The 23,113-nt window shown below is 71.6% G+C and carries 24 protein-coding genes; 5 read left to right on the top strand and 19 right to left on the bottom strand.

The annotated features are described in order from the left end of the window. Positions 1-11 precede the first annotated feature (11 nt). Complete coding sequence (locus tag OG623_RS28370) at positions 12-1,241, bottom strand: acyl-CoA dehydrogenase family protein (RefSeq protein WP_406150327.1); 1,230 nt, start codon at positions 1,239-1,241, stop codon at positions 12-14. A gap of 89 nt (positions 1,242-1,330) precedes the next feature. Next, a complete protein-coding gene (locus OG623_RS28365; RefSeq protein ID WP_406150326.1) occupies positions 1,331-3,100 on the bottom strand; it encodes an MFS transporter in 1,770 nt (589 codons plus the stop codon). Between the two features lie 482 nt (positions 3,101-3,582). On the opposite strand from OG623_RS28365, the gene OG623_RS28360 reads away from it, so the two are divergent. Further along, positions 3,583-4,662 carry a phosphatase PAP2 family protein gene (locus OG623_RS28360; protein WP_406150324.1) on the top strand — a complete coding sequence of 360 codons (1,080 nt, stop codon included), beginning with the start codon at positions 3,583-3,585 and terminating at the stop codon, positions 4,660-4,662. Between the two features lie 97 nt (positions 4,663-4,759). Here the strand turns inward: OG623_RS28360 and OG623_RS28355 are convergent, their stop codons facing one another. Next, entirely contained in the window at positions 4,760-4,975 is a 216-nt protein-coding gene (locus tag OG623_RS28355) for an I78 family peptidase inhibitor (RefSeq protein ID WP_406150323.1), read from the bottom strand. 592 nt (positions 4,976-5,567) lie between these two features. On the opposite strand from OG623_RS28355, the gene OG623_RS28350 reads away from it, so the two are divergent. Together OG623_RS28350 and OG623_RS28345 are read left to right on the top strand one after the other, a co-directional pair. Continuing rightward, complete coding sequence (locus OG623_RS28350) at positions 5,568-6,350, top strand: hypothetical protein (protein ID WP_406150322.1); 783 nt, start codon at positions 5,568-5,570, stop codon at positions 6,348-6,350. Between the two features lie 137 nt (positions 6,351-6,487). After that, on the top strand, positions 6,488-6,790 hold the full coding sequence (locus OG623_RS28345; protein ID WP_406150321.1) for a hypothetical protein: 303 nt from the start codon (positions 6,488-6,490) through the stop codon (positions 6,788-6,790). Positions 6,791-6,860: 70 nt separating this feature from the next. Here OG623_RS28345 and der read toward each other — a convergent pair whose 3' ends face one another. The 7 genes from der to OG623_RS28310 all read right to left on the bottom strand — a co-directional run bounded on the left by der (position 6,861) and on the right by OG623_RS28310 (position 12,381). After that, a complete protein-coding gene (gene der / locus OG623_RS28340; protein WP_406150320.1) occupies positions 6,861-8,330 on the bottom strand; it encodes a ribosome biogenesis GTPase Der in 1,470 nt (489 codons plus the stop codon). Between the two features lie 63 nt (positions 8,331-8,393). Then, entirely contained in the window at positions 8,394-9,053 is a 660-nt protein-coding gene (locus OG623_RS28335) for a lysophospholipid acyltransferase family protein (RefSeq protein ID WP_406150318.1), read from the bottom strand. Next, on the bottom strand, positions 9,050-9,766 hold the full coding sequence (cmk, locus tag OG623_RS28330) for a (d)CMP kinase (RefSeq protein WP_406150317.1): 717 nt from the start codon (positions 9,764-9,766) through the stop codon (positions 9,050-9,052). The genes OG623_RS28335 and cmk overlap by 4 nt, the downstream gene beginning before the upstream one ends. Before the next feature lie 137 nt (positions 9,767-9,903). Then, on the bottom strand, positions 9,904-10,989 hold the full coding sequence (locus OG623_RS28325) for a prephenate dehydrogenase (RefSeq protein WP_406150316.1): 1,086 nt from the start codon (positions 10,987-10,989) through the stop codon (positions 9,904-9,906). Continuing rightward, complete coding sequence (gene aroH, locus OG623_RS28320; RefSeq protein WP_406150315.1) at positions 10,986-11,348, bottom strand: chorismate mutase; 363 nt, start codon at positions 11,346-11,348, stop codon at positions 10,986-10,988. The genes OG623_RS28325 and aroH overlap by 4 nt, the downstream gene beginning before the upstream one ends. 35 nt (positions 11,349-11,383) lie before the next feature. Further along, entirely contained in the window at positions 11,384-12,013 is a 630-nt protein-coding gene (locus OG623_RS28315; RefSeq protein ID WP_406150313.1) for a TetR/AcrR family transcriptional regulator, read from the bottom strand. Then, a complete protein-coding gene (locus OG623_RS28310) occupies positions 12,010-12,381 on the bottom strand; it encodes a DUF1304 domain-containing protein (RefSeq protein WP_406150312.1) in 372 nt (123 codons plus the stop codon). The genes OG623_RS28315 and OG623_RS28310 overlap by 4 nt, the downstream gene beginning before the upstream one ends. Positions 12,382-12,518: 137 nt before the next feature. Here OG623_RS28310 and OG623_RS28305 point away from each other — a divergent pair, with 137 nt between their 5' ends. Then, the gene (locus OG623_RS28305; RefSeq protein WP_406150311.1) at positions 12,519-13,214 is read left to right on the top strand and encodes a DNA polymerase beta superfamily protein; all 696 of its coding nucleotides are present in this window, start codon (positions 12,519-12,521) and stop codon (positions 13,212-13,214) included. 19 nt (positions 13,215-13,233) lie between these two features. On the opposite strand, the gene OG623_RS28300 is transcribed toward OG623_RS28305, so the two are convergent. Then, positions 13,234-14,142 (bottom strand): class I SAM-dependent methyltransferase, encoded by a 909-nt coding sequence (locus tag OG623_RS28300; RefSeq protein WP_406150309.1) that lies wholly within the window; start codon positions 14,140-14,142, stop codon positions 13,234-13,236. Between the two features lie 47 nt (positions 14,143-14,189). Here OG623_RS28300 and OG623_RS28295 point away from each other — a divergent pair, with 47 nt between their 5' ends. After that, entirely contained in the window at positions 14,190-14,756 is a 567-nt protein-coding gene (locus tag OG623_RS28295; RefSeq protein ID WP_406150307.1) for a helix-turn-helix domain-containing protein, read from the top strand. 60 nt (positions 14,757-14,816) lie between these two features. Here OG623_RS28295 and OG623_RS28290 read toward each other — a convergent pair whose 3' ends face one another. From OG623_RS28290 to ald, 8 genes are all read right to left on the bottom strand, one after another. After that, positions 14,817-15,842, bottom strand: a complete 1,026-nt coding sequence (locus OG623_RS28290) for an ADP-ribosylglycohydrolase family protein (protein WP_406150306.1) — start codon at positions 15,840-15,842, stop codon at positions 14,817-14,819. Next, positions 15,839-16,588 carry an NUDIX hydrolase gene (locus OG623_RS28285; RefSeq protein ID WP_406150304.1) on the bottom strand — a complete coding sequence of 250 codons (750 nt, stop codon included), beginning with the start codon at positions 16,586-16,588 and terminating at the stop codon, positions 15,839-15,841. The genes OG623_RS28290 and OG623_RS28285 overlap by 4 nt, the downstream gene beginning before the upstream one ends. Before the next feature lie 145 nt (positions 16,589-16,733). After that, positions 16,734-17,894: a pseudouridine synthase gene (locus tag OG623_RS28280; protein ID WP_406150302.1), complete on the bottom strand. Its 1,161-nt coding sequence runs from the start codon at positions 17,892-17,894 to the stop codon at positions 16,734-16,736. Next, on the bottom strand, positions 17,894-18,544 hold the full coding sequence (scpB, locus tag OG623_RS28275) for an SMC-Scp complex subunit ScpB (protein ID WP_406150301.1): 651 nt from the start codon (positions 18,542-18,544) through the stop codon (positions 17,894-17,896). Before scpB ends, OG623_RS28280 begins: the two co-directional genes overlap by 1 nt. After that, positions 18,541-19,695, bottom strand: a complete 1,155-nt coding sequence (locus OG623_RS28270; RefSeq protein ID WP_406150300.1) for a segregation and condensation protein A — start codon at positions 19,693-19,695, stop codon at positions 18,541-18,543. The genes scpB and OG623_RS28270 overlap by 4 nt, the downstream gene beginning before the upstream one ends. A 136-nt stretch (positions 19,696-19,831) precedes the next feature. Beyond that, positions 19,832-20,428 (bottom strand): hypothetical protein, encoded by a 597-nt coding sequence (locus OG623_RS28265; protein WP_406152029.1) that lies wholly within the window; start codon positions 20,426-20,428, stop codon positions 19,832-19,834. Continuing rightward, entirely contained in the window at positions 20,425-21,543 is a 1,119-nt protein-coding gene (locus OG623_RS28260; protein WP_406150299.1) for a ParA family protein, read from the bottom strand. Before OG623_RS28260 ends, OG623_RS28265 begins: the two co-directional genes overlap by 4 nt. Positions 21,544-21,902: 359 nt before the next feature. Continuing rightward, complete coding sequence (gene ald, locus OG623_RS28255; RefSeq protein WP_406152028.1) at positions 21,903-23,018, bottom strand: alanine dehydrogenase; 1,116 nt, start codon at positions 23,016-23,018, stop codon at positions 21,903-21,905. Positions 23,019-23,113: the final 95 nt, after the last annotated feature.

Raw genomic sequence — 23,113 nt, 5'->3', positions numbered from 1 at the left:
CGCTCGCCGGACTACCGGAAAGCGTCCAGGCCGGTGAGCGCCTTGCCCAGCACCAGCTGGTGCATCTCCACGGTGCCCTCGTAGGTGAGCACCGACTCGAGATTCGTCGCGTGCCGCATCACGGGGTACTCCAGCGAGATCCCGTTGGCCCCGAGAATCGTGCGCGAGGTACGGCAGATCTCGATCGCCTCCCGCACGTTGTTGAGCTTTCCGAAGCTGATCTGCTCGGGACGGATCCGGCCGGCGTCCATCCGGCGGCCCAGGTGGTGGGCGAGCAGGATGCCCTTGTGCAGTTCGAGGGCCATGTCGGCGAGCTTGGCCTGGGTGAGCTGGAATCCGGCGATGGGCCGGCCGAACTGCTCACGGGACCTCGCGTAGTCGAGCGCCGCCTCGAAACTGGCGCGCGCCGCGCCCATGGAGCCCCAGACGATTCCGTAGCGCGCGTGGCTGAGACAGCTCAACGGGCCGCGCAGCCCGGTGGCCCCGGGCAGGACCGCGTCGGCGGGCAGCCGCACGCCGTCCAGGACCAGCTCGCTGGTGACCGAGGCGCGCAGCGACCACTTGTGCCTGATCTCGGGCGCGGAGAAGCCGGGGCTGTCCGTCGGCACGACGAAACCGCGGATCCCCGAGCCGCCGCCCGCCCGGTCGGTCTGGGCCCAGACGACGGCGACCCCCGCGACCGAACCGTTGGTGATCCACATCTTACGGCCGGTGAGGATCCAGTCATCGCCGTCCCGCTCGGCGTAGGTCCGCATCCCCGCGGGGTCCGAGCCGTGGTCGGGTTCGGTGAGACCGAAGCAGCCGATGGTCTCGCCGGCCGCCATCGCGGGGAGCCAGCGCTGCTTCTGCTCCTCGGAGCCGAAGCGGTGGATGGCGTACATCGCGAGCGAGCCCTGCACGGAGACCAGGGAGCGGATGCCGGAGTCGGCGGCCTCCAGCTCCAGACAGGCCAGGCCGTACTGGACGGCGCTCGCCCCGGCGCAGCCGTAGCCCCGCAAGGACATGCCCAGCGCGCCGAGTGAGCCGAGCTCACGGGCCAGCTCGCGGATACCGGGGAGCTCGCCGTTCTCGTACCACTCGGCGATGTGCGGGAGGACCCGGTCGGTGGCCCAGGCGCGCACGGTGTCGCGGATCGCGAGGTCCTCGGGGGCGAGGAGGTCGTCGATGCCGAGGGGGTCACCCGGATCGAACGGCCCGCCCTTCCGGGATCCTGTCGGCTTCGCGGACTCGGTGGTGGACATGGGTGCCTCCGGCGGCTCGCACGGTAGAGGAACGCGCCACGGTACTAAAACTAGCAGTGGTAGTTACGGCGCCGTGCCGACGTTACGGCTCAGCGTGCCGATCGTCCAGAGCCGGTGGCCTCGGCCGGTGCGCGCCGGCCCGGACGGGGGACCCGGTGGGCCTGGACGCCTGCCGGGAGCGGACGGCGCTCACCACGCGACGCCGGCCCGGCAGCCCCGGGGCCGGCCGTCCGCTCAGGGACCACGGCCGCCCCCTCCGGGCTGGCCTCCTCCGGGCTGGCCTCCTCCGGGCAGGCCTCCTCCGCCTTCGCCGGGGAACAGTCCATGACGCGCGGCAGCCGCAGCGCCGCCAGCGCCCCGAGCAGCAGGAGGCCCGCACTGACCAGCAGGGTGAGGTGCAGGCCGTCGACGAAGGCGTGCCGGGCCGTGTTCCGCAGCAGGTCGCCCGCGTGTCCGCCCAGCCGGCCGGCCACCTGGTAGGCCTCACCCAGCGAATGCGAGGCGGCCGACTCGGCGGACGCGGGCACGCCCGCGCTCGTGTCGAGCCGGGCGAATCCGGGCGCGTAGGCCGCGTTCATGACACTGCCGAGCAGGGCGATCCCCATGCCGGCGCCCAGCTGGTACGCGGTCTCGCCGATCGCGGCCGCACCGCCGGCCCGCTCGGCCGGGGCCTCGCTCAGCATCGATTCGTACGCCCCGAACAGCGTGGACTGCAGGCCGAAGCCCAGCAGCACGAAGCCGGCGGTCAGCAGCGCGGGCCGGTCCTGCTGGCCCATCAGGGTCAGCAGGAGCACCGAGGCGGCCGTCAGCACGAAGCCCCAGCCGACCATCCGGCGGGGACCGACGCGGCTCAGGGTGTACGAGCCGGTGGCGCCGGCCGCCATCGCGGCGAAGGTCAGCGGCAGCAGCCGCAGTCCGGTCTCCAGCGGAGTCAGGTCGAGCACCAGCTGGAGGTACTGGACGGCGATCAGCTCCAGGCCGACCAGGGCCAGCATGGCGAGCACGATGCAGCCGACCGCCGTGGTGAAGGCGGGCCGGGAGAACATCGCGATGTCGATCAGCGGGTGCGCACGCCGCTTCTGTCTGCGGACGAAGAGGACGACCAGCGCGACCCCGGCGAGCAGCGGGAGGAAGGTGGCGGGGTGCGCCGGCCCTTCGCCGCCGCCGATCCGCTTGATCCCGAGGACGACCCCGAGCACACCGGCCGCCGCCATCAGGGCGCCGAGCACGTCCCAGGGGCCGTCGCTCCCGCCGCGGGACTCGGGCAGCAGCAGGCGCGCCACGGGCAGTATCAGCACCATGAGCGGGATGTTGATCAGGAAGACCGAACCCCACCAGTAGTGCTCGACGAGGAAGCCGCCGATGACCGGCCCGGTCGCGGCCCCGACGGCGGCGACCGCGGTCCATATGCCGATGGCCAGGGCTCGCTCACGACGGTCGGGAAAGATCTGGCGCAGGATCGACAGCGTGGCCGGCATGATCATCGCGCCGCCCACACCGAGCAGCGCACGTGCCGCGATCAGGACACCGGGCGAACCGGCCGTCGCGGCGAGCGCGGAGGCGAGGCCGAAGAGCGCGTAGCCGAGGAGGAGGACGCGCCGTCTGCCGATCCGGTCGCCGAGCGTGCCGAAGAGGATCAGCAGCGAGGCGCAGACCAGCGGGTAGACGTCCACGATCCACAGCAGACCGACGGCGGTGGGCCGCAGGTCGGCGGTGACGGCGGGGACCGCGACGTGCAGCACGGTCGCGTCGAGCGCGACGAGCAGCAGACTGAGGCAGAGGACGACCAGGACGGCCCAGCGGTTGGCACCGCCGGCTGTTGTGCGCAGCCTGCTCACGGCCGTGGACGTCCCGGTCATGTACGTACCTCCCACAATGAGTCCCTCGCGCTCGGCGGACCCGCCGGGGGATCGGGCTCACGGCCGTCCCCACGGGCCCGGCATCGACGGGCGAGTGAGCCGTCAGCGTACGCGAGTCCCCGATGGCCACACGTGGCGCACCTCATACGTACGGAGCCATCGAGTGTGGCGTACGCCACCCGGCCGCCCCTGGGCGGGGTGACGCATGGAGCCCCGCCCAGGGGCGGCGCAGGCACGTCGGCGCATCGGCCGGCGGCTCCCCCGAATGGCGCCGCGTCCGCCCGGCGCGGTCACGCTGCGCCATTTCATCGACACTCAAACATTTCTACGAATAGCGCCCGGAACTAATAGGAGCAAGGCCGAAAACATTCCTCGGCGCACCGGGAATGGATACCGGTCTGAGACAAAGTCCACATCACATCGTCATCACAAAGACGCGGGATCGGCCGGATCGCTCACTCACTCGCTGTAACGTCCTTTGCGTGCGTACCGACATCTTTGCCCGCCTGGACCGGGAGCCGGAACCGCCGAAGATAGAGGCCCCGCGGATGAGTCGTCACCGCATCGCTCTCTTCGGCGGGACTTTGGCGTTCTATCTCGCCATCGTCGTCGCCGTGCTGACCTCGTCCTGGCTGGTGGCCCTCGACTGGAAGGTCATGCTGTTCCGGCCCTACCAGCAGTGGCCGCAGCTCCACGCCTTCCTCGACTACTACGTCGTGCTCGGCCAGCGTGGCCCCACGGCCGTGATGGTCGCCTCCTGGCTGGGGTGGCGCTCCTGGCGCCAGCACACACTGCGCCCGCTGCTCACCCTGGGCGCCTCCCTGCTGCTGCTCAATCTGTCCGTGGGCGCGGTCAAGCTCGGCCTGGGACGGCTCGGCCCGCACTACGCCACCCAGATCGGCTCGGCCGAACTCTTCGCCGGCGGCGATATATTTCCCTCGGGACACACCGCCAATGCCGTGGTGACCTGGGGAATCCTCGCTTACCTGGCCACCACACCGCGGGCCAGGCGCTATCTGTCGGCCGCCTCGGCCTTCGTCTCGCTCGGCGTTGGCCTCACCACCGTCTACATCGGCACCCACTGGCTCAGCGACGTCCTGCTGGGCTGGGCGGCCGGCCTGCTGATCCTGCTCGCCCTGCCCTGGTTCGAGCCGCTGATCACGCGCACCGAGGTCTGGATCCTGTCGGTGCGCGAGCAGTGGCGCACCCGCCGCAGGCTCAGGTCGCCGGCTCGGCCGGCTCCCGTGACACCGGAGCCGGTGCTGCTGCCGCTGGGCGGCGAGGCGACCGCACAGGGCGCCCAGGAGGCCGCGCGGGAAGTCCCCCAGGAAGCCGCTCAGGAGGCCACGGGCTCCGCCGGCCCCGCACCCGGCGCCACCGGAGCCGGGGGGCATCCGGGGACGGCTGCCAGGGCCCGGGCGCACCCGGCACACCCCGTACGCCCGGAGCGCACGCCGCCCGCACCGGCCGTCTCCCGTCGCCCGCCGCACGCGGACCGCACCCCGAGGAGCAGCGCGGGCGGCGGGACACGGCCGGTGGCGGGCGGCCCGGTCGCCCCCTGACCTGCGAGGGGACGGGCGTGAGTCCGCCTCCCGCGCGCGACGAAGGCCCCGACTCCGGTCGGGGCCTTCTCTCGTCGGGGCCTTCCCCGCTGCGGGTTCAGCCGATCCAGCAGCGGGTCACCTCCGAGGCCTCCACCTCGAAGTTGATGCGTCCGCCGCGGAACTCCATGGTGATGACGGTGCCCGGGGGAAGGGCCCGGACCGTGCTCCAGCCACGCGCTCTGGCCTGCCGTTCGGCCGTCTCTGCGTCGAGGCCTACGTACGAGTCGGGGGTGTCGTCCGGCTGGGCGGGAGGGGTCGGTACAGGTGCCATGCCCCTCACCGTAGGCCGCCTTCCGCCGCGGCGGAAGCGCTGGTGACCATGGGTCCCGATGCATCCCCGTGTACCTCGGCTGTCACGCTTGTGTCACAGGACTGTGGCACAGGGCCTGAATTGAGAAACACCGAAGGAAAGCACTTCCGAAGTGCCGCGGGGAGTAAATCAAAGGAGGGCGATTACTGCGCGTGATCCTCTTTCCGGGAGTCCGGAAAAGAAGAATATACCGGCGCGCCACCTCGAATTCACTCGCCCTTATGCGTGCCTTACATTCCACCCCGCACCCCTGGCACACCCCCACGGACGCCTCATCGGCCTTGTAACGCAGCGCATGCACCACGGCCGCCCCGGCCGGCAGCGTCGGCACCGCACAGGGAAGCCACAGGAACGTCGCACACATCGGCGACCTTTCGAACAAAAGCCCCCATATTGGAGCTCCTACGCGGAATGTTCGACTCCGGATCGCCTGCGCGATTCACCCCTCGGTCTCAATCTCCCGATTCGCGCGTGACCCCTGCCCCGGGTCTTCCGTTGTCTCTTCATGAGCCGGGAACCTCCCGGCCCACGCACCGAGTTCGAGGAGCCACCCGTGCCGCGCATGCTCGACGTCAGCGAGGACGTACGCGCCGAGATCGGCGATGCCGAAGCCGACCGGCTGCTCGTCGGCGACAGTGCCCCAGGCAGTTACGACTGCACCTCGTGCCGCACCCCCGGCGACTCCGACCAGGAACGCACCAGCACGGTGCTGTTCGTGGGGGACGAGACCGCCGTGCTCGCCTTCGCCCACGCGTCCTGCATCCCCTCGCAGGTCGTCCAGGTCGCGGAGGACCAGCTCCAGGGCGCCGTGCGCTCCATCACCGGCAGCGAGCCGGAGAATCCGGAGGGTCTCATGCCCGAACAGGCCGTCCTCGGTATCACCAGCGGTCTCGTACTGATCGACGACGACCTGCGCCCCGCCCTGGTCGTGGAACCGACCGGGCCGATCGCCCGCCCGGGCACGGACGGCACCGGCGGGGACCAGTTCCTCCAGCTCCTGCTGGAGCAGGGCTTCCAGCCCACGCCCCATCTGAACCGGCTGCCCGGTGTCCTCCCCGGCTGGTCGGTCCTCCTCGCCATGGGCCAGCTGCACGCGGTGCTCCAGCCGGGCGCCGGCGGTGGCAGCCCGGTCGCCTGGTGGCAGGCACATCAGCCGCTCCAGGTCACCGAGGGCTGGCGGACGGCCGCCAACAAGGCGCAGAGCGTGCTGGTCTTCGCCGCACCGGCCGGTTCCATCGGCCAGCAGCCGCGCGAGGACCTGCTCCGTGACGCGCTGGACAAGGCAGCGGTCAACGGCCTCCTGGTCGCCGCGACGATGCCGCTCGCCGGGACCTGACCGTGCCCGCGTCGTCCTCCCCCGCCCGCCGAACAGCGTTTTCTCCGCCCGGCCCGCATCCGACGGCGGTCGAGTTCGTTGGCACCTACGTGCACTCATACGACCCTCCTCGCCAGCAGCAGACCCCGATCCCGGCCATGCGCCCGTCGCAGGACCCCTCGGGCGGTAAGTCCCCCACCCCGATCTACGACGCGCTGTACTCCGAGTACAGGCGATCGTTCCGGGCGCTTCCGGGGGACCGCACCGGTGAGGAGAATCTCGGCTTCAGAACGTTCGGCATCGGGATGTTCGGCAGCCGTGCACCGCTGAGCGGCCGTACGGCTGCGAACGCCCAGGGCCATGGCTCGGGCGGCGGCAACCCCGGCTCCTGGCAGCGGGTCGGACGGCATGCCGGCAGTGCCCGCCCCGCGGCGCTGCCGCCCGGCTCCACGGACTCCTGAGCACGTACGACGAAGCCCCGGCCTCTCCGCTCCGCGCGGTGGGTCCGGGGCTTCGTCGTATGCCCTCAGGTCACTTCTTGCGGCCGCGCTTCTCGCGCACGCGCACCGAGATGTGGATCGGCGTGCCCTCGAAGCCGAACTCCTCGCGCAGACGGCGCTCGACGAAGCGGCGGTAGCCGTGCTCGAGGAAGCCGGACGAGAAGAGGACGAACCGCGGCGGCTTGGTGCCCGCCTGGGTGCCGAAGAGGATGCGGGGCTGCTTGCCGCCGCGCACCGGGTGCGGGTGGGAGGCGACGATTTCACCGAGGAACGCGTTCAGCCGGCCGGTGGGGACCCGGGTCTCCCAGCCCTCGATCGCGGTCTCGATCGCGGGGACCAGCTTCTCCATGTGCCGGCCCGTGGCGGCCGAGACGTTCACGCGCGGGGCCCAGGCCACCTGGGCGAGCTCCGTGTCGATCTCGCGCTCCAGGTAGTAGCGGCGCTCCTCGTCGAGCGTGTCCCACTTGTTGAAGGCGACCACGACGGCACGGCCGGCCTCCACCGCCATGGTGACGATGCGCTGGTCCTGCACGCTGATCGACTCGCTGGAGTCGATCAGGATGACGGCGACCTCGGCCTTCTCGACGGCGGCGGCCGTACGCAGCGAGGCGTAGTAGTCGGCGCCCTCCTGGAGGTGGACCTTGCGCCTGATGCCCGCCGTGTCGATGAACTTCCAGGTGGTCCCGCCGAGCTGGATCAGCTCGTCGACCGGGTCGCGGGTGGTGCCCGCCAGGGCGTTGACGACGACGCGGTCCTCACCGGCGACCTTGTTCAGCAGGGAGGACTTGCCGACGTTCGGACGGCCGATGAGCGCGATACGCCGCGGGCCGCCGAGCGCGGTGCCGAAGGTCTGCGCCGGCGCCTCGGGCAGGGCCTCCAGGACCGCGTCGAGCATGTCGCCCGTGCCACGGCCGTGCAGGGAGGAGACGGGGTACGGCTCCCCGAGGCCCAGCGACCAGAGGGCGGTGGCGTCGGCCTCGCCGCTCTGCCCGTCGACCTTGTTGGCGCAGAGGACGACGGGCTTGCCGGCCCGGCGCAGCAGCTTGACGACGGCCTCGTCGGTGTCGGTGGCGCCGACGGTGGCGTCGACCACGAAGACGACCGCGTCGGCCGTCTCGATGGCGTACTCGGCCTGGGCGGCGACGGAGGCGTCGAGGCCCAGCACGTCCTGCTCCCAGCCGCCGGTGTCGACGACCTTGAAGCGGCGCCCCGCCCACTCGGCCTCGTAGCTGACGCGGTCGCGGGTGACGCCGGGCTTGTCCTGGACGACGGCCTCGCGCCGGCCGATGATCCGGTTCACCAGGGTCGACTTGCCGACGTTCGGGCGGCCGACGACGGCGAGCACGGGAAGCGGTCCATGACCGGCCTCACCGATCGCGCCCTCGACCTCCTCGGGGTCGAACCCCTCCTGCGCGGCGAGCTCCATGAACTCCGCGTACTCGGCATCGCCAAGTGCTCCGTGCTCGTGGTCCGAGCCCTCGGAGTGAATCTGGTCGTTCATGAAGTCCGTTCCTCTTTGCATCATCATCGATGGGCCACGATCGCGCGGCCCACTACTCAAGTGTCACAGGCGTCCGGTGAGACGCCTGGCGTGCTCCAGGTGAGCGGTCAGCTCCCCCTGGATCCGCAGCGTCGCCTCGTCCAGCGCCTTCCTGGTCCGCCGCCCGCTGCCGTCGCCGGCCTCGAAGGCGTCACCGAAGACGACGTCGACGCGGCTGCGCAGCGGAGGCAGTGCCGATATCAACCGTCCTCGGCGCTCCGTGCTTCCCAGGACGGCGACGGGGACGATCGGCGCCCCGCCGCGCACCGCGAAGTACGCGAGCCCCGCGCGCAGGGAGGCGAAGTCGCCCTCGCCCCTGGTGCCCTCGGGGAAGATCCCGAGCGCCCCGCCGTCGTCCAGCACGCCGAGTGCCTGCGTGATGGCGTTGCGGTCGACGGTCGTACGGTCCACCTTCAGCTGCCCGATTCCACGGAGGAACGGGTCGAGGGGGCCGACGAACGCCTCCTTCTTGATCAGGAAGTGGACGGGCCGGGGCGCGGTGCCCATCAGCATCGGTCCGTCGAGATTGTGCGCGTGGTTCACCGCGAGTATGACGGGTCCCGAGGCGGGCACGCGCCACGCGCCGAGCACACGGGGCCTGAACAGCCCGTACATGAGCCCGATACCTATCCCGCGTCCGACGGCCGCTCCGCGCAGCGTCGGAGCGGCGGTGGATCGGGTCACTTCGCGGCCTGCTTCTCCCCGACGAGGGTGACGACGCACTCGATGACCTGCGTGAGGGTCAGGTCGGTGGTGTCCACCTCCACGGCGTCCCCGGCCTTGGCCAGCGGAGAGGTCTTGCGGCCGGAGTCGGCCGCGTCCCGCTTGATCAGCGCCTCCTGGGTGGCGGCCAGGTCGGATCCCTTGACCTCACCGCTGCGGCGGGCGGCGCGCGCCTCGGGGGACGCGGTCAGGAAGATCTTGATGTCGGCGTCGGGCAGCACGGTCGTGCCGATGTCGCGGCCCTCGACGACGATGCCCCGCTCGGCCTCCTCGGCGATCGAGCGCTGGAGCTGAGTGATCAGGGTGCGCACCTCGGGCACGGCGCTGACGGCGCTGACCTTGGAGGTGACCTCCTGGGTGCGGATGGGGCCCGAGGCGTCCTCGCCGTCGACGGTGATCGTCGGGGCGGACGGGTCGGTGCCCGAGACGATGGCCGGCTTGGCCGCGGCCATGGCGATCTCGGCCGGGTTCGACACATCGATGCCGTTGTTCAGCATCCACCAGGTGATCGCCCGGTACTGGGCGCCGGTGTCCAGGTAGCTCAGCCCGAGCTGGGCGGCGACGGCCTTGGAGGTGCTCGACTTGCCTGTGCCGGAGGGGCCGTCGATGGCGACGATCACTGCGGCCGGGGCGGTCCGGGCGGCGGCGCTTACGGTTTCCACGGTGGTGGACACCTTCCTGGTACACGGGGGCGGGCGGAGCGGGCCACGGGACGGCCTCCCCCAAGGTTACCGAGTGCGGGAAGCGCCTTTGCACCCCTGTCTCCGGGCCCGCTCCCCCGGCCACCGGGCCGTCCCGGGGCGGAACACGCCTACGGCCGGATCGACCAGCCGCGCTCGCCGAGGGCTGCGCTCAGGCCGGCCGCCGCGCTCGGCTCGACCATCAGCTGGACCAGTCCGGCCTGCTGGCCGGTGGCGTGCTCGATACGGACGTCCTCGATGTTGACCCCGGCCCTCCCCGCGTCGGCGAAGATCGCGGCAAGCTCGCCCGGCCGGTCGGTGATGAGCACGGCGACGATCTCGTACGAGGCCGGGGCTGCCCCGTGCTTGCCGGGGACCCTGACTCGGCCCGCGTTGCCGCGGCGCAGGACGTCCTCGATGCCTTCGGTGCCCGTGCGGCGCTTGTCCTCGTCCGCGGACTGCAGACCGCGCAGCGCCCGGACCGTCTCCTCCAGGTCGGCGGCGACGCCCGTCAGCACATCGGCGACGGGGCCGGGGTTGGCGGAGAGGATCTCCACCCACATCCGGGGGTCGGACGCCGCGATGCGGGTGACGTCCCTGATCCCCTGGCCGCACAGGCGTACGGCGGTCTCGTCGGCCGCCTCGAGACGGGCGGCGACCATCGAGGAGATCAGCTGCGGGGTGTGGGAGACCAGGGCGACGGCGCGGTCGTGGGCGTCGGCGTCCATGACGACGGGGACGGCACGGCAGAGCGCGACCAGCTCCAGGGCGAGGTTGAGCACCTCGGTGTCGGTGTCCCTGGTCGGGGTGAGGACCCAGGGACGGCCCTCGAAGAGGTCCGCGGTGGCCGCCAGCGGCCCTGAGCGCTCCTTGCCCGCCATGGGGTGCGTGCCGATGTAGGGCGCGAGGTCGACCCCGAGCGCCTCCAGGTCACGGCGCGGCCCGCCCTTGACGCTGGCGACGTCGAGGTAGGCGCGCGCGATCCCGTCCCGCATGGCGGTGGCCAGCACCGACGCGGTGTGGGCGGGCGGTACGGCGATGACCGCGAGGTCGACGGGGCCTTCGGGCGCCTCGTCGGTGCCGGCGCCGAGCGCCGCGGCGGTGTGCGCCGATGACGCGTCGCTGTCGGCGAGGTGCACCTGGACACCGCGCCCCGCGAGGGCGAGTGCGGCGGAGGTACCGACCAGGCCGGTTCCGATGACGAGGGCGGTTCTCACTGGGCGATGTCCTTGCGGAGGGCGCCGGTGGCGCCGAGGTAGACGTGGCTGATCTCGGCCTTGGAGAGGTACGTCTCCACATGGGCCAGGACGCGGACCACCCGGGGCATGGCCCCGGTGATGTCGAGCTCCTGGGCGCAGATCAGCGGTACGTCGACGATACCGAGGCCTCTGGCCGCCGCGGCCGGGAAATCGCTGTGCAGATCGGGGGTGGCGGTGAACCAGACGCTGATCAGGTCGTCGGCGACGAGCTGATTGCGTTCCAGGACCTCGGTGAGGAGCTCACTCACCCGCTCGCCCATGTGACCGGCCTCGTCCCGGTCCAGCTGGACGGCTCCACGGACTGCTCGTACCGCCACGTCGTACCCCTCGTCGCCTTGTGCTGCGTGCCCTTTCACCCTAGAGGTGCCGAGGGCCCCGGGGTCACCGTGCTCTGTCCGTGAGACGCGGCGGCGGCGTGCACGGCGAGGAGTGTGCGCCAGATCCGCCCGGCGAGCTGCTCCGGGGTGGCGTCGGTCCGGTCGTGGACCCAGTCGGCGAGCATCCCGGTGAAGAGCCCCGCGACGGCGCTCGCGGTCATGTCGTGGCCGCTCCCGGCAGGCCTGCGCCGGCGCAACTCGTCGAGGCTGTACTGCCGGAGCTCTTGGTGCAGCAGCTCTCCCAGGGGGCCGCCGCCGGGGCCGAGCAGGCTCCGGTGGACCGCGGCCCGGCTGCGGATCTCGTGGAGCAGGGCGGCGAGCTCCTCCGGCGGCTCGTCCGGCCCCGGCGGTGTGCGGCCCCAGGCGTGCAGGGCCGCGACGGCCTCCCGTACGACGTCGGCGCAGGCGTCCACGGCCAAGGCGCGCAGATCGTCGTAGTGCAGGTACAGCGTGGCGCGCCCGACACCGGCCCGGCGCGCCACGTCCGCCACGCCGATCCGGTCCAGCGGCCGCTCCGCGCACTCCTCCAGCAGCGCCTCGCGAAGTCTTCCGCGGGTGCGCGCGGTGCGCGGGTCGCCGCTGCCGTCCGTCACCGCGGGCGTCATGCGGCTCGGCCCGCCGACAGGACGAGTGCGAGGGCGACGGCGGCCGGCGCCGCCTGAACGTAGAGGATCTTGCGGCTGACGGTGGCCGCCCCGTACAGCCCGGCGACGATCAGGCAGCTCAGGAAGAAGATCTGTGCCTGGTGGGCGACGGGGTCGCCCGCGATCAGACTCCAGACCAGCCCGGCGGCCATGAACCCGTTGTAGAGCCCCTGGTTGGCGGCCAGGGTGGCGCTGGCCCCGGAGAACTCCTCGGTGGTGCCGAAGGCCTTGCGGCCGCGCGGGGTGTCCCAGAGGAACATCTCCAGGACGAGGAAGTAGGCGTGGATCAGCGCGACGAACGCGACCAGTGCCTGGGCTGCGGTCTGCATGGCGTGCGGCCTCCTGCGAATCAATTTCCTGGACAACCGTCCAGGAACATTTTCTGGACAACCGTACAGGAAGCCTCGGTGGCGGCGAGTTCGGGGTCCGCTCCGCCGTGCGGGCAGGGGCGCGTAACCTCGCGCGCATGATCACCCCTGAGGACGAACGGCTCGTACGGGAGCACACCGTCTACTCCTGTGTGATGGGATCGCGCGCCTTCGGTCTCGCCACCGACGACAGCGACACGGACCGGCGCGGGGTCTTCCTCGCGCCCACCCCGCTGTTCTGGGGCTTCACGAAACCGCCGACCCATGTCGAGGGTCCCGCCGACGAGCAGTTCTCCTGGGAGCTGGAGCGTTTCTGCGAGCTGGCGCTGCGGGCGAACCCGAATGTGCTGGAGTGCCTGCACTCCCCGCTCGTGGAGCGGATCGACGCGACGGGCCGCGAGCTCGTCGCCCTGCGGGACGCGTTCTTGTCCAGGCGGGCGCACGGGACGTTCGTACGCTACGCACTGGGCCAGCGGCGGAAGCTGGAGGCCGATGTCCGTACGCACGGCGCTCCGCGCTGGAAGCACGCCATGCATCTGCTGCGGCTGCTGGCGTCCGGTCGTGACCTGCTGCGGACGGGCGAGCTGCGGATCGAGGTCGGTGACGCGCGCGACGATCTGCTGGCGGTGAAGCGCGGCGAGGTCCCGTGGGCCGTGGTGGAGCGGCGGATGACGCGCCTGGCGGAGGAGAACGACGAGGCGGCAGCCGGCTCCCCGCTGCCGCCCGAGCCCGACCGGGAACGCGTGGAGGCCTTCCTCGTACGGACCAGGCGGGCGTCGGCGGACAGCGCTTAGGCGGCAGTCGGGACAGTGCTCAGGCGGCAGCCGCCGGGCGGCGGGCCAGCCAGAGCTCGCGGGTCGAGCGGACGACGAGGTCGTCGCGGTGGCGCACGTCGGCCGGGCCCCCGTCGAGCAAGGTGTCGAGCGCCGCCAGGTCGGCGGGGGCGACCAAGCCGTCGACCGCACCCCGGATGCGGCCGAGCACGGCGTGGGCGTACTGCCCGGCGGCCGCGGGCAGCGGGGCCCGCAGCTCCAGCCGCTCCGTGCGCTCCTGCTCGACGACGAGACCGGATGCCGTCAGGAGGGCGCCCCAGTCGGCACCCAGGTGCGGCACCTGCTCGGCGTGGAGGCCGTCCAGCGCCTCGCGGCAGCGTGTCTCCAGGCCGGGGCGGTCCGCCACGGCGTCGTCCGGGAGGAAGTGCGGCATCCCGTCCAGCTCGGCGACGGCCAGCAGCCCGCCGGGGCGCAGCGCGGCACGGATGCCGTCGATGGCGGTGGCCGGGTCGTCCAGGTGGTGCAGGGAGGCCGAGGCCCAGACGAGGTCGGCGTCCGTGATGCCGGCGAGTCCGGTGCCCGCGTCCGCCTCCAGGGTGCGCACCCGTTCACCCAGTCCCTTCGCCCGGAACGCCTCGACGAGCCCGGCCAGCATCGCGGGCGAGCTGTCGACGGCGGTCACGGTGGCGTGGGGGAAGCGCTCCAGGAGGGCGGACGTGCCGGTTCCGGTGCCCGATCCGAGGTCGACGACGTGTCGGACCCCGTCCCCGGCGAGCTCGGCGATCCGGGCGGTCACCGAGGTGAGGTAGGGGGCGAAGATCTCGGCGTCGAGATCGAGCACCTCGGCGAGGGAGTCGTCCTGGCCGGTGTCCCCGTGGTCGTGGGTGTGACCGTGAACGTGGCCGTGGCCGTGGCCGTCATGGTGAACGTGGGAGGCGGAAGATGTCATACGGCCGAGCCTACGAAGATTTGCTTTCAGCGCATACTGTCTTGCCCATGAAGCAAGAAGGCAGTGATCTGGACGGCCTCGTACGCAAACGGATCCGGGCCCTGCGGGCCGCGCACAGCTGGTCGCTCGACGAGCTGGCCACCCGCTGTCACCTGAGCCCCTCCACCCTCAGCAGGATCGAGACGGGCCACCGCAGGATCGCCCTCGACCAGCTCACCGTGATCGCCCGGGCGCTCGGCACCTCGCTCGACCAGCTCGTCGAGACGGCCGCTGACGATGTCGTCACGAACCCCACCCATGACCTGGCGCGAGGCCTGACCCAGTGGGCGCTGCGCGGTCAGCCCGGTGTCACCGTGGCCCGGATGCGGCTGACGGGACCGCCGCCCGACGGCCCCTCCGCGCTCAAGGCGCACCCCGGCCGTGAGTGGTTCACGGTGCTGTCAGGCACGGCGTTGCTGCTGCTCGGGGAACGGCGACTACGGCTGGAGGAGGGGCAGGCCGCGGAGTTCACCACGATGCTCCCGCACTCGCTGGGCGCCGTGGGCGGCCCGGCGGAGGTCCTCGGCATCTTCGACCGGGACGGCCGCCGCTCCCATCTGCGCGAAGGCGCATGAGGCGGCGACCGCAGGAGGAACAGGCTGCGGGCTCCGGCCGGGACGGCCGCCGCGCACGGGTCAGGCGTCCCAGAGCGCGGCCAGCGACAGCAGGTCGCTGCGGTACTCGACGCGCTCCGACCACTCCTTGGGCCAGGCTTCCGCCCCCAGGTGCGCACCGGCCAGCGCGCCGGCGAGGCAGCCCAGGGAGTCCGAGTCGCCCCGGGTGCAGGCGGCCCGGCGCAGGACGGTGAGCGGTTCGGCGGGGAAGAGGAGGAAGCAGTGCAGGGCGGTGGCGAGCGCCTCCTCGGCGACCCAGCCGTCCCCGGTAGCCTCGCAGGGGTCGGTCTCGGGCGACGGGGTCCGCAGCGCGTCCTGGACCCGGGCGAGCGCGGTGAGGCACTCGTCCCAGCCGCGCCGGATGTACGCCTCGGGCGAGGCATCACCCGCGTACCGCCAGAGGTCGCCGAGCCAGCGTGTCTGGTAGCGGCTGCCGTTCTCGTAGGCGTAGCTGCGCAACTGGCCGATCAGGCCCATCGGTTCGGCCCCCTGCGCGAGCAGGAACACCGCGCGGGCCATCAGGTCGGACGCGGCGAGCGCGGTCGGGTGGCCGTGGGTCAGCGCGGCCTGGAACTGGGCGGCGCCTGAGCGCTGCTCCTCGCTGAGGCCGGGTACGAGGCCGAGGGGCGCGACCCGCATGTTCGCGCCGCAGCCCTTGGAGCCGGTCTGGCTGGCGGCCTGCCAGGGCCTCGCCGCCTCCTCCAGCATGCGGCAGGCCGTCATGCAGGTGCGGCCGGGGGCGCGGTTGTTCTCCGGGGAGCGGTACCAGCGGACGAACTCCTCCCGCACCGGCCCCGCCAGGCGCTCCGGGGTGAGCAGGCCCCGGTCCATGGCGGTGCGGATGCCGGTGCCCAGGGCGAGCGTCATCTGGGTGTCGTCGCTGACGAGCGCGGGCTCCGGGAGCCGCATACCGCGCCAGGGCCCGCACTTCGCGAGGATCGCGGGGACGCTGTCGAACTCGGTGGGGTAGCCGAGCGCGTCACCGAGCGCGAGCCCCGTCAGCGCGCCGGTGGCCGCCTGTTTGGTGAGAATCCTTGTCGAGATCATGATGTCCGTCCTTCCGGGCGTCCTTCCGGGCGCAGCAATGGAGGGTGCAGGGCGGTAGCGGCACCCGCCCGGTAGAGAGCGGCCGGTTTCCCCCGTCCGCCGGTGCGGCGCGGTGGTCCGTCCACGGCCTGGACGAAGCCGGGTGTGGTGAGGACCTTGCGCCGGAAGTTGGGCCGGTCGAGCTCAACGCCCCAGACGGTCTCGTAGACCCCCTGGAGCTCCCCGAGGGTGAACTCGGCGGGGCAGAACGCGGTGGCCAGGCAGGAGTATTCGAGCCTGGCGCCGATGCGGTCGCGGGCGTCGGCCAGGATGCGGTCGTGGTCGAAGGCGAGCGGCCCTGTGGTGCCCGCGTCCCACCACTGTGCATGGGCCGCGTCCCCGCCGCCCCGGGGCTCGGGGAGGTCGGGCACGAGTGCGGCGTACGCGACGGAGACGACCCGCATCCTGGGGTCGCGGTCCGGATCGCTGTAGGTGCGCAGCTGTTCGAGGTGGAAGCCGCACACGGACCTCTTCGTGAGGCCGGTCTCCTCGGCGAGCTCGCGGCGTGCGGCCTCCTCGGCCGACTCCCGCGGCAGGACGAAGCCGCCCGGCAGCGCCCACTGCCCCTGGTGGGGCTCCTCGCCACGCTCCACGAGCAGCACATGGAGCCGTGCCTCGCGGACCGTGAAGACGGCGAGGTCCACGGTGACGGCGAAGGGGACGTAGGCGTGGGGGTCGTACCCCTCGGGGGTGTTGCCCGTCGTCATGCCGCCTCCCTTTTTATAGTCACTCTGACTATAAAGAAGAAACGCCGGGCGCAAAAGGCCCGCGGCCGGTTCCTGTTCGAAAAACTGAACGAGGAACCGGCCGCGGGCCGTACGGGATCCCGAAGGGCGGGACGGAGAGGTCGTGTTACAGACCGACCTCGCGCATCAGCATGCCGACCTCGGTGTTGGTCAGACGGCGCAGCCAGCCCGACTTCTGGTCACCCAGCGGGATCGGCCCGAAGGACGTGCGCACGAGGCGCTCGACCGGGAAGCCTGCCTCGGACAGCATCCGGCGGACGATGTGCTTGCGGCCCTCGTGGAGCGTGACCTCGACCAGGTAGTTCTTGCCGGTGTTCTCGACGACACGGAAGTGGTCGGCGCGTGCGTAGCCGTCCTCCAGCTGGATGCCGTCCTTGAGCCGCTTGCCGAGGTCGCGCGGGAGCGGCCCCTGGATGGCGGCCAGATAGGTCTTCTTCACGCCGTACCTGGGGTGCGTCAGACGGTGGGCCAGCTCGCCGTGGTTGGTGAGCAGGATGATGCCCTCGGTCTCGGTGTCGAGCCGCCCGACGTGGAACAGCCGCGTCTCACGGTTGGTGACGTAGTCACCGAGGTTCTGCCGGCCGTCGGGGTCGCCCATGGTGGAGACGACGCCGGCGGGCTTGTTCAGCGCGAAGAAGAGGTACGACTGGGTGGCGACGGTCAGCCCGTCGACCTTGATCTCGTCCTTCTGCGGGTCGACGCGCATGCCCTGTTCCAGGACGATCTCGCCGTTGACCTCGACCCTGGCCTGCTCGATCAGCTCCTCGCACGCCCGGCGCGAGCCCATGCCGGCGCGGGCGAGGATCTTCTGGAGACGCTCGCCCTCCTGCTCGGCGCCCGGGTGGGTCCTGGGCGTCCTGATCTCGGGCTTGTCCGCGTACCGGTCACGGTTGCGCTGCTCGATCTTGGCGTCGAGCTCCCGGGGGCGGGAGGGCGCACCCTGGCGCCGGCCGCCCTTGCTCACGTTCTGCGCGGACTTCGGGCCGCCCTTGGCACCGCCGCGGGCCGCCGTGCCCCGGCCCTTGCGGGGGCCGCCGTCGCCGCCCGGCCTGTCGGAGCCCACGTCGTAGCGGCGTTCCTCGGGGCGGGGCTTGCGGGGGCGCTGCTCCTGCTTGTCGTCGCGGTCGGAGCGGGAGACGCGGGGGTTCGGGTTGCTGTTCCTGCCGCTGCCGCTGTTGTTCCTGCCGGCACCGCTCCTGCCGCCGCCGCTCCTGGAGCCGCCGCCGCTCCTGCTGCCGCTGCCGTTGTTGCTGCCACTGCTTCGCATCAAAAATCCGTCTTGTCGTCTGCGTGAGTTTCCGGGGTGTCCGGTGCGTCCGGATCGAACGACGGCACACCCTCTGGCGTCTCAGCCTCGATCGCGTCCGCCTCAGGGAGGAAGGGTGCGAGCTCCGGGAGCTCGTCCAGGCCTCGCAGGCCCATTCGCTCCAGAAAGTAGTTCGTCGTCCTGTACAGGATCGCACCTGTTTCGGGTTCCGCGCCCGCCTCCTCGACGAGCCCTCTCTGGAGCAGGGTCCGCATGACGCCGTCGCAGTTCACTCCGCGCACCGCCGAGACCCTCGACCGGCTGACCGGCTGACGGTACGCGACCACCGCGAGCGTCTCCAGCGCGGCCTGGGTGAGCCGTGCGTGCTGGCCGTCCAGGACGAAGCCCTCGACGGCCTCCGCGTACTCCGGGCGGGTGTAGAAGCGCCAGCCCCCGGCGACGAGCCTCAGGTCGAAACCACGGCGCTGGACGGTGTACTCGTCGGCCAGCTCCCGCAAGGCGTCCGTGACGGCCCTGCGGGGCCGCTGGAGGATCTTGGCCAGGTGCTCCTCGGTGGCGGGCTCGTCGACGACCATGAGGACCGCCTCCAGAGCGGGCTTGAGGTCGAGTCCGGCCACCAGGGCTTCGCGCCCCTCGTCGTCTGTCCTCATGCCTGTACGTCCTCCTGTGGCTCGCTCGCCTCTTGGTCGAACTCGTCCGTGACCATGGGCTCGGCCCCCTCGGCGCCGGTCCAGCGCACCAGGAGGTCACCGAGCGCCTCCTCCTGGTCGAGGGTGACCGCCTTCTCCCTGTACAGCTCGAGGAGCGCCAGGAAGCGGGCGACGACCGTGAGGGTGTCCTCCGCGTCCTCGGTGAGCGCCCGGAAGCTGATCTCGCCCTCCGCGCGCAGCCGCGCGACGACGATCTCCGCCTGCTCGCGCACGCTGACCAGCGGGGCGTGGATGTGGTCGACGTACACCTGGGGCTCGGGCCTGGGCTGCATCGCCTTCACCGCGAGCCGTGCGAACCCCTCGGGGCCGATGCTGATCACGACCTCGGGCAGCAGCTCGGCGTGCTGGGGTTCGAGCCCCACGGTGCGGGGGTAGCGGCGGGACTCGGACTCCAGCCGGTCGCTGAAGATGTCCGCGATCCTCTTGTACGCGCGGTACTGGAGCAGCCGTGCGAAGAGCAGGTCCCGTGCCTCCAGAAGGGCCAGGTCGGCCTCGTCCTCCACGACGGCGGTGGGGAGCAGCCTGGCGGCCTTCAGATCGAGCAGGGTGGCGGCGACGACGAGGAACTCGGTGGTCTGGTCGAGGTCCCAGTCGGGGCCCATGGCCCGGATGTGGGCCATGAACTCGTCGGTGACCTTCGACAGGGCGACCTCGGTCACATCGAGCTTGTGCTTGGAGATCAGCTGGAGGAGCAGGTCGAAGGGGCCCTCGAAGTTGACCAGCCGCACCGTGAAGCGCCGGTCGTCGGCCGGCTCGCCGGATGCGTCGGCCTCCGGGGTCGGGCCGTCGGGGCTCTCCTCGGAGCTCTCGTCGGGCCGCTCGGTGTCCAGTAGGGCGGTGGGGGCCTGCGTGGCAGCTACCGCCGGGGCCGCGTACGCCGTCGTGACCGCCGCCGGGGCCGCGTGGGCCACCGGGGACGCCGCAGGGGCTTCGTGGGCCTCCGGAGACACCGCGGGAGCCTCGTGGGCCTCCGGAGACACCGCGGGGGCCTCAGGAGGCTCAGGGGCCGCGGGAGCCTCCGCGGGCCGTGTGCCCGGCCCGCGGCCGAGGGCACGGCGGGTCGGGCGGGGCGTGTCGTCGGCAGTCGGCATGTGCTGGGGTCCAGGGGTGCGGCGGGAGGCGGGCGGTGGGCCCCGGGGCGGGGCCGTCCCGTACAGCGGCGGCCCTCCGGGCGACGACGGGAATTGTCAGACAGACCCTAGCCCGGCAGGCTACCGGCGGCACCGGTCAGCGGCCGCGCAGCCTCCGTACGAGGATGCTCGCGTCGCCGCGCGACTCCAGGTCGGCCAGCACCACGGCCACCGCCTCCCGGACGATACGCCCGCGGTCGACGGCAAGTCCGTGCTCGCCGCGCAGCACGAGCCGGGCGTGTTCGAGGTCCATCAGTTCCTCGGCCGACACATAGACGGTGATCTTCTCGTCGTGGCGCTCCCGCCCGCTGGGCCGGCGGTTGGCTCCCCGCCCGCCCCCGCGCTGGCGCTGCGGCTGGACCGAGGGAGCCCCCTCCTGGGGCGGCGCCGTACGGGCCCGGGGCGGTGCGGCCGCGGCGGGTTCCTCCCCGTCGGCGCGGCTGCGTGAGCCGCCGCCGTCGGAGTCCGCCGCCGAGTGCTCCTCCCGGGACGCCCCGGCCGGTGCACCGCCGCTTCCCGCGTTTCCCGTGGTGCCGCCCTGGCCGGTGTCCGAGGGTGCCGAGTCGCTTCCCGCGGCCGGTGCGGGGACCCGCGCCTCGCCGTTCGCCTTGCGTCGCCGCTCGGCGGTGGACGAGGCCTGAAGGCCCATCCCCCCGGTCGTACGGAACAGCTCGTCGGCCCCCGGCAGACTCACTCGGCGTGACACCGGGCGAGCACCTCCCTGGCGAGCTGGCGATAGGCGGCGGCACCGACCGAGTTCGACGCGTACGTGGTGATGGGCTCACCGGCGACCGTGGTCTCCGGGAAGCGCACCGTGCGTCCGATGACGGTGTGGTAGACGTGGTCGTCGAAGGCCTCGACGACGCGCGCGAGCACCTCACGGCTGTGCACCGTGCGGGAGTCGTACATGGTGGCCAGGATGCCGTCCAGTTCGAGCTCGGGGTTGAGCCTCTCCTGGACCTTCTCGATGGTCTCGGTGAGCAGCGCCACACCACGCAGCGCGAAGAACTCGCACTCGAGCGGGACTATCACCTTGTGAGCCGCCGTCAGCGCGTTCACGGTGAGCAGACCGAGCGAGGGCTGACAGTCGATCACGATGTAGTCGTAGTCGGCCATCAGCGGCTTGAGGGCACGCTGCAGCGTCGACTCCCGGGCGACCTCGCTGACCAGCTGCACCTCCGCGGCGGAGAGGTCGATGTTGCTGGGGAGCAGGTCCATGTTGGGCACGGCCGTCTTCAGCAGGACCTCGTCGGCCGCCATGCCCCGCTCCATGAGCAGGTTGTAGACGGTGAGGTCGAGCTCCATCGGGTTGACCCCGAGGCCGACGGACAGGGCTCCCTGCGGGTCGAAGTCGACGAGCAGGACACGGCGGCCGTACTCCGCGAGTGCGGCACCCAGGTTGATGGTCGACGTGGTCTTGCCGACGCCGCCCTTCTGGTTGCACATCGCGATGATCTTCGCGGGGCCGTGATCGGTCAGGGGGCCGGGGATCGGGAAGTACGGCAGCGGCCGGCCGGTCGGGCCGATCCGCTCGCGGCGCTGGCGGGCGGCGTCGGGCGCGAGCGTGGCCGCGTACTCCGGATCGGGCTCGTATTCGGCATCGGGGTCGTAGAAGTGCCCCTCGGGCACCTCGGCGAAGTCGGCGAAGTGGGAGGTCTCTCGGCCACTTTCGTTGCCGGCCATGGCGTTCACGTGTAGGCCGTCCATCATCTGGGGGGCTGTCGTCATGTGCTGGTGGGTGGCGAAGGTGCGGACAGCGACGGAGCCGACAGCTTCGAGCCCGTTCGGGCTCAGACCCCGTGCAGGCATCCCTGGTTGACCACCCCCGGGAGTAATTGTCGACTCATTCACAAGTCGTCTTACCTCCTTGGATGTGACCAGGAAACTTATCGATAGGTCAGCGTGGCACCATGCCGACGATTGGCGACTCTATGGCGTGTCACCGGTTCGCAGCAACACAATCCGCCGGACCCGGCCCGATGTGTCGGCAATCGAACACCCCTCTGTCAAGAGCGCGGAGTGCCCGGGGCGCACCTTTCGCGGGGGTGCAAAAAGGGCAGAAGGGCCATGTCTCCGGCACGTTGGGCCGGGGCCCCTCATGCGTCCGGCCGGACCTCGCTGAGCAAGGTCCGGCCGGACGCATGAGGTTGACGGATCGGGTTGACCACTCAGCCCAGAAGCGCGCTCAGCTCGACGTGGTCGAGACCGTGCGCCTCGGCGACCTCGCGGTAAACCACCTGGCCGTCATGGGTGTTGAGCCCCTTGGCCAGTGCGGCGTCACGGCGCAGGGCCTCGGCCCAGCCCCGGTTCGCGAGCTCCAGGATGTAGGGCAGTGTGGCGTTCGTGAGCGCGTAGGTGGAGGTGTTCGGCACGGCGCCCGGCATGTTCGCGACGCAGTAGAAGACCGAGTTGTGGACGGTGAAGGTCGGCTCGGCGTGCGTCGTCGGATGTGAGTCCTCGAAGCAGCCTCCCTGGTCGATCGCAATGTCGACAAGAACACTTCCGGGCTTCATCCTGGCGACGAGGTCGTTGGTGACCAGCTTCGGCGCCTTGGCCCCCGGGATCAGCACGGCACCCACGACGAGGTCGGCCTCGACGACGGCCTTCTCGAGTTCGAGGGCGTTGGAGACGACCGTCCGCACCTTCGTGCCGAAGATCCTGTCGGCCTCGCGCAGCTTGTTGATGTCCTTGTCGAGCAGCGTCACATGGAAGCCGAGCCCGACGGCGATCTGCGTGGCGTTCCAGCCGGAGACCCCGCCGCCGATGACGACGGCCCTGGCCGATCCCGTGCCGGGGACACCGCCGGGGAGCACACCGCGCCCGCCGACCGAACGCATCAGGTGGTACGCACCGACCTGCGGGGCGAGCCGGCCCGCGACCTCGGACATGGGGGCGAGCAGCGGCAGCGCGCGGGTCGCGGTCTCGACGGTCTCGTACGCGATGGCGGTCGTGCCGGAGGCGAGCAGGGCGTCCGTGCACGCGCGGGAGGCGGCGAGGTGGAGGTAGGTGAAGAGCGTCTGCCCCTTGCGGAGACGGTGGTACTCCTCGGCGACCGGCTCCTTCACCTTCAGCAGCAGGTCGGCCGCGGCCCAGACCTCGTCGGCGGTGGGCAGGATCCGCGCACCGGCGGCGATGTACTCCTCGTCCGGGATGGAGGAACCCTCACCGGCGTGCCGCTCGACGAGGACCTGATGGCCGTGGCGGACGAGCTCATGCACTCCGGCGGGGGTGATCGCCACCCGGAACTCGTTGTTCTTGACTTCGCGGGGGATGCCGACCTTCACGTCGATCACGGTCCTTGGCTCGGAGTGTCGCTCGGACATGACGGGTGTTACCCGCATGAATCAAGCATAGGGGGAGACACCGCAGGGGTACGCGG

The organism is Streptomyces sp. NBC_01012, assembly GCF_045162755.1.
In the GTDB taxonomy this organism is placed as follows: domain Bacteria; phylum Actinomycetota; class Actinomycetes; order Streptomycetales; family Streptomycetaceae; genus Streptomyces.
The sequence above is the reverse complement of the archived record's forward strand: the minus strand, read 5'-3'. Positions and strand labels throughout refer to the sequence as shown.

Bases quoted from the DNA above. Each gene is read 5' to 3' on its own strand.
- OG623_RS28370 (WP_406150327.1), bottom strand. From the start codon at position 1,241: ATGTCCACCACCGAGTCCGCGAAGCCGACAGGATCCCGGAAGGGCGGG.
- OG623_RS28365 (WP_406150326.1), bottom strand. From the start codon at position 3,100: ATGACCGGGACGTCCACGGCCGTGAGCAGGCTGCGCACAACAGCCGGC.
- OG623_RS28355 (WP_406150323.1), bottom strand. From the start codon at position 4,975: ATGGCACCTGTACCGACCCCTCCCGCCCAGCCGGACGACACCCCCGAC.
- OG623_RS28345 (WP_406150321.1), top strand. From the start codon at position 6,488: ATGCGCCCGTCGCAGGACCCCTCGGGCGGTAAGTCCCCCACCCCGATC.
- der (WP_406150320.1), bottom strand. From the start codon at position 8,330: ATGAACGACCAGATTCACTCCGAGGGCTCGGACCACGAGCACGGAGCA.
- OG623_RS28315 (WP_406150313.1), bottom strand. From the start codon at position 12,013: ATGACGCCCGCGGTGACGGACGGCAGCGGCGACCCGCGCACCGCGCGC.
- OG623_RS28310 (WP_406150312.1), bottom strand. From the start codon at position 12,381: ATGCAGACCGCAGCCCAGGCACTGGTCGCGTTCGTCGCGCTGATCCAC.
- OG623_RS28305 (WP_406150311.1), top strand. From the start codon at position 12,519: ATGATCACCCCTGAGGACGAACGGCTCGTACGGGAGCACACCGTCTAC.
- OG623_RS28300 (WP_406150309.1), bottom strand. From the start codon at position 14,142: ATGACATCTTCCGCCTCCCACGTTCACCATGACGGCCACGGCCACGGC.
- OG623_RS28295 (WP_406150307.1), top strand. From the start codon at position 14,190: ATGAAGCAAGAAGGCAGTGATCTGGACGGCCTCGTACGCAAACGGATC.
- OG623_RS28290 (WP_406150306.1), bottom strand. From the start codon at position 15,842: ATGATCTCGACAAGGATTCTCACCAAACAGGCGGCCACCGGCGCGCTG.
- OG623_RS28285 (WP_406150304.1), bottom strand. From the start codon at position 16,588: ATGACGACGGGCAACACCCCCGAGGGGTACGACCCCCACGCCTACGTC.
- OG623_RS28280 (WP_406150302.1), bottom strand. From the start codon at position 17,894: ATGCGAAGCAGTGGCAGCAACAACGGCAGCGGCAGCAGGAGCGGCGGC.
- scpB (WP_406150301.1), bottom strand. From the start codon at position 18,544: ATGAGGACAGACGACGAGGGGCGCGAAGCCCTGGTGGCCGGACTCGAC.
- OG623_RS28270 (WP_406150300.1), bottom strand. From the start codon at position 19,695: ATGCCGACTGCCGACGACACGCCCCGCCCGACCCGCCGTGCCCTCGGC.
- OG623_RS28260 (WP_406150299.1), bottom strand. From the start codon at position 21,543: ATGCCTGCACGGGGTCTGAGCCCGAACGGGCTCGAAGCTGTCGGCTCC.